Annotated in this window: 6 protein-coding genes and 1 pseudogene; 2 read left to right on the plus strand and 5 right to left on the minus strand. The window is 55.0% G+C overall.

Annotated elements, in window-relative coordinates; translation table 11 throughout:
- Positions 1-203: DUF1931 family protein (locus MVC73_RS02320; protein WP_297506514.1), on the plus strand; the 203-nt coding region annotated here is incomplete at its 5' end.
- On the opposite strand, the gene MVC73_RS02325 is transcribed toward MVC73_RS02320, so the two are convergent.
- From MVC73_RS02325 to MVC73_RS02345, 5 genes are read right to left on the minus strand one after another with little or no spacing between them, the layout of a single operon-like run.
- On the minus strand, positions 191-517 hold the full coding sequence (locus MVC73_RS02325) for a PIN domain-containing protein (protein ID WP_297506516.1): 327 nt from the start codon (positions 515-517) through the stop codon (positions 191-193). The genes MVC73_RS02320 and MVC73_RS02325 overlap by 13 nt on opposite strands.
- Positions 484-756 (minus strand): hypothetical protein, encoded by a 273-nt coding sequence (locus MVC73_RS02330; RefSeq protein WP_297506518.1) that lies wholly within the window; start codon positions 754-756, stop codon positions 484-486. Before MVC73_RS02330 ends, MVC73_RS02325 begins: the two co-directional genes overlap by 34 nt.
- A 44-nt stretch (positions 757-800) precedes the next feature.
- Positions 801-1,487 (minus strand): multidrug transporter, encoded by a 687-nt coding sequence (locus MVC73_RS02335; protein WP_297506519.1) that lies wholly within the window; start codon positions 1,485-1,487, stop codon positions 801-803.
- Complete coding sequence (locus tag MVC73_RS02340; RefSeq protein ID WP_297506521.1) at positions 1,484-2,362, minus strand: ABC transporter ATP-binding protein; 879 nt, start codon at positions 2,360-2,362, stop codon at positions 1,484-1,486. The genes MVC73_RS02335 and MVC73_RS02340 overlap by 4 nt, the downstream gene beginning before the upstream one ends.
- Positions 2,363-2,402: 40 nt before the next feature.
- Positions 2,403-4,298, minus strand: coding sequence for a S9 family peptidase (locus tag MVC73_RS02345; protein ID WP_297506523.1), 1,896 nt, complete (start codon positions 4,296-4,298; stop codon positions 2,403-2,405).
- A 120-nt stretch (positions 4,299-4,418) separates the two neighbouring features.
- Here MVC73_RS02345 and MVC73_RS02350 point away from each other — a divergent pair.
- Positions 4,419-4,727: pseudogene (locus tag MVC73_RS02350) on the plus strand (tRNA(Met) cytidine acetyltransferase); the annotation flags it as partial.

A 4,727-nucleotide genomic window follows, 5' to 3' on the forward strand; every position in this document is an offset into this window, starting at 1 on the left:
TGGAGCCCATCAGGAAGTACGTTCTCAAGAAGATACCCGGCGACATCCCGCTTGAGGAAGAAGTCGTCAACGAGCTCCCGACCATAACGGGAACCCTCTTCGTGCTCGTCGGAAGGGTCATCAAGGCGCTCCACCCGGAGATCAAGAACGTCTACCCCGAGCACATCGAGGAAGCGGAGAAGGTGCTTGACTACACGCTCTGAAGGTTTAACTCCCCAAACTCTTCTTTTATCCACTCGAAGTGCCTGTCCTTTGTGAAGAGCATTAGCTCGCGGTTTATCGCAACGGCGGCAACTATTGCATCAACCGCCGGAACAGGAGTTCCCCTCTTCACCATAGCCTGCGAAATCTTGATTGCCAGCAGATAGTCCTCCAGAGTCGGGGTTATCACGGTCAAGCCAAGCTCAAGACCCCTAGGAAACTCAACGATGTTGAGAACCGTCGTGTATCCCTTGAGCTTCTCTCCGGATTTGATGGCGTCAATCAGGATGTTGGTGTCGTAGAGAGCCTCTTCCATTCCGCATCCCTCGTTTCTTTGAGCGCTTCCTCGTACTTCTCAACGGGAGTTTCCTCAAGCTCCTTCCCGAAGTCTTCACCGAGGAGGGAGAGCAGTTCATCCGATTCAAGCTCTTCCGCCTCGATTTTCGCGAGGTACTCTATTATGGCCCTCCTCGCCACCTCGCTCCACTTTATTTCCGGGTGCTTCTTCATCTTCCTGTATACTTCCGGGGGGACGGAGAGGGTTATGTTGGGCATGGCATCACCACACAGAATTATGTGGACTCACGTATTTAAGACTTTCACCTCTCCCTCCACTCAACCACGGAAAGAGCCGAAAAACCAACCGCCAGCCAAAGAGCCAGGGAGAGGAGGGCAAGCCCCGTCGCCTTGCCGCTCATGACCGCCGAAGCGCTCACGGTGGGAATCAGGAGCAGAGGCTCCCTTAGGGATGAAGGAACTACGCTGAGGGGATAATACACCGGCGGAAAGACCGTCAGAAGTGTCGTTAGAATCGTTGAGAGCCTCATAACCGTTAGGGGCTCCTTTATCCTCGCCCCGAGAAACGTCCCCAGGGAGACGCTCCAGAGCCAGAGGGCTGTTACAGCGAAGAGAATGCGGGGAAGGCTCTCAACTCCCCCGCTCATTGTGAGGAAAAACGCCAGCACAATGACGTAAGGAAGGGCGGGCAGGCTCATGCCGATGGAAACCCCGAGGGTCTTCTCGATTCCTCTCCCCGGGAGGGAGGAGAAGATGTCGTAGAACTTCGAGCGAACCTTCATGCCAACGAGCTCTATCGAGAGGTCGGCTATTCCAACCCCGACGATGAAGCTCACCATCGCACCGGCTATCGCTGAGGAAAGGAACCTTCCCCCGCTGACGACGTAGACTATGAAGATGAACGAAAGGGGCTGTATCGCGAAGCTGAGCATCGAGCTTTTCCCCTTCATTAAGGCCCTGCGGTAGTACTCCACTATCGCGAGAATCATTCCAGACCACCCACGAGGAAGATATCCTCTATCGTGAGTTCTTCCCTCCTGAACGGGACTCCAAGCTCTTCGAGTAAGTTTATAGCCTCTCTTTCCTCGGCCTTTGAGCGGAGGTAGACGACGGTGTTCTTCCCGGCCCTTTTTACCACGAAATCACCTTCAAAGCGGCCGAAGGCGACTAGCTTCGAGGTGAAGCCGAAGAGGTAGCGTTTTGCTATTTTCTCTGGCTCTCCGAAGGCGAGGGCCTTTCCGCCCTTGACCAGCAGAACCAGATCTGACACGCTCGATATCTCGTTGAGGTAGTGACTTGTCAGGACTATCGTTGAATTCTTTGCCCTCTCCCTGAGTATCTCCCACAGCTTAAGCCTGCTTTCAATGTCGAGGCCAACCGTAGGTTCGTCCAGGAAGTAGAGCCCAGCATCAGCCGATAGAACCATCGCGAGAAGAGTTTTCCTCACCATTCCTCCCGAGAGCGTCGAGACTATTCTGTCCGGATAACCAATCCCGAACTCCCCCATGGCCTTCTCTGCCCTGCTTTTGGCTTCATCCTTCGGCAGGCCGCGCATCCTGAGGTAGTGGTAGACGTACTCGAAGGGCGTCAGCGTGTAGAAGTGTGCTCTAGCCTCCTGTGGGAGGAGGGCTATTCTCTTCTTTATCCCGTCCCCGCACTTCTTTATCTCCCTTCCGAAGATCCTGACGGTTCCTTCATCATAGGTCAGCAGACAGCTTAGAGTCCTGATGAGGGTAGTTTTTCCGGCACCGTTGGGCCCAATTACCCCCAATATAACCCCCTCGGGGACAGAAAAGGAGATAGAGTCTAAGGCCCTCAGGTTTCCGTAGTACTTGGTCAAATTCTCGACTTCGATGACCTTCATACTTGGAAACTTTCAGGGGCGGAAAATAAAAGATTTTGGGCTACTTGAGCCACCTCTCCATCCAGCCAGCTATCAGCTCCAATCTCTTAACCCTGTGCTTCGGCTTTCCGCCCCTGCTGAGGTCGTGGTTCTCGCCCGGGAAGAGCGCCAGCTCGACGGTCTTGCCGAGGTACTTGAGGGCCGTGTAGAACTGGAGAGCCTCCGGGAGCCAGCAGCGGTAGTCCTCCATCGAGTGGATTATGAGGAGCGGCGTCTCCACGTTCGGCGCGTACTTCAGCGGGCTCTTCTCCCAGTAGCCCTCGGTGTTGTTCCACGGGTCGCCGCCAATCTGGTCGGGGGCGAAGAAGTAGCCGATGTCGGTCGTCCCAAAGAAGCTCACCCAGTTTGAGATTGACCTCTGGGTCACAGCGGCCTTGAACCTCTTCGTGTGCCCGACTATCCAGTTCGTCATGAAGCCGCCGTAGGAGCCGCCGGTGACGCCTATCCTCTCCGGATCAATGAAGTCGAAGCGCTTAATGGCCTCATCAACGACCTCCATCAGGTCCTGATAATCCCTTTCCCCGTAGTGCTCCCTTATGTCGGCGAACTCCTCGCCGTAACCATCGCTTCCGCGAGGGTTGGAAAAGATTACCACAAAGCCTTTAGCCGTCAAAACGTGGAATTCGTGCATGAAGGAGTAGCCGTAAGCAGTCTTCGGCCCGCCGTGGATCTCAAGAACTGCCGGATACTTCTTCCCGGGCTCAAAGCCAACGGGCCTCATAACCCACGCGTCTATCTCAATCCCATCGCTGGCCTTAACCGTGAAGTGCTCGGGCCGGGAGAGTGTGTACTCCCTTATCCAGCCGTTGAACTCGGTGAGCTTTCTCTCCTTCCCGTCCCTAAGTGTGTAAAGCTCAGTTGGGGTGACCGCGTCTTGTGCTGTGAATGCTATGTAGTCGCCGATTGCAAAGCTCTCGACGCTCCTGTCTCCACCGACAACACGCTCTATCTTTCCGTCGAGGTTAACGCGGAAGAGGTTGGCCCTCGGGCCGTCAGTAGCAACGTAATAAACCCAGCCGTTCTTAAAGACAAGCTCGGCCCTCTGGCTCCCGCGGACGTCGCAGTTTAGGGAGTTGTATGCCGAGCGGTCGAGGTCCTTCGTGAGCTTCCTCATCTCGCCGGTCTGGGGGTCGTAGTGGTAGATGTGGGTGTTGGTCGGGATTCCGCGCTCGCGAGTGTTGGCCTTGAGGATGAATGTTCCGTCCTCAAGCGGAATGAAGTCGCTAACGCTCCACTCTCCTGGAGTCAGGTGCTTCGCCTTCCTGCCCTCAAGGACGTAGAGGTCGCTGACCATCGGCTTCCTTTCACGGTCTTCTTGAGCTACAAAGTAGAGTTTGCCTTTGTGGAAGCGGATTTGAGATGCGTCAAGGTTCTTCGGCGTCAGGCGCTTCTTCCGTCCGGTCTCAACGTCCACAAGATAAACAACGCTCCTCTTCCCGTAGACCCAGCCGACGCCGTTGAACCAGAATGGGATCTCCTTGATGACGTGGACATCATCTTTGGGCTTCTTCTCGACGTCTATTGGCGTCACAACCGCTATGCTCTTCCCGTCCTCCGTGAAGCGGAGATTCTGTATTCCATACTTGAACTTCGTTAAGAGCCTCGCCTCTCCGCCGTCGGTTGGAATAACGTAGAGCTCGGCCTCCTTGCTCTCCTTATCGCGCTTCGAGGTAAAAGCCACCAGCTTCCCGTCCGGTGAGAAGCGCGGGTTCCCGTCTTTCTTTCCAGAGGTGAAGGGCTTGACCTTCCTCCCATCATAGAGGTAGAGCCTTGAGAAGTAGTCGTCCTTCTCGACGTTTATCTCCGTCACCTGAAAGACGAGCTTTCTCCTGAACGCGTCGATGTTTCCGACGAGCTTAAACTTTCCAAGGTCTTTCTCGGTTAGACCCTTCGGCATTAGGACCACCGAAATAGTTTTGCCCTTTTCGTATAAAAGCTTAGCATTTCGATAATTATCGAGATGGAGACCGCCCAACCTTTTTAAATCCCCATTCTCCCTTTTATCCGGGGAGGAGAGATGACCGTCAAGGTCCGCTTCGATAAGGAAGTGAGAGACTACGCCAAGGGCGAGAAGGTTAAGGACGAGATACTCAAGCTCACCGAGACCGCCCTCGCTCAGGCGCTCGAGAAGTTCCACAGGAGAATGATAGTCATCGAGGGCGACACCGTGAGAAAGGCCGAGCTGGCCGGAATCCTAGCAGGGGCCTCTGCGAGGGTCTTGAGCGAGGTTCTCGACGAACTGATGAAGAAAAGGTTGAGGGACGAGAGCGAGAGCGCGATAGAGGTTCTCTACGCGACCGATGCCCTCGGGGAGGACACCTTTGGG

This window comes from Thermococcus sp. (assembly GCF_027052235.1).
GTDB lineage: Archaea > Methanobacteriota_B > Thermococci > Thermococcales > Thermococcaceae > Thermococcus.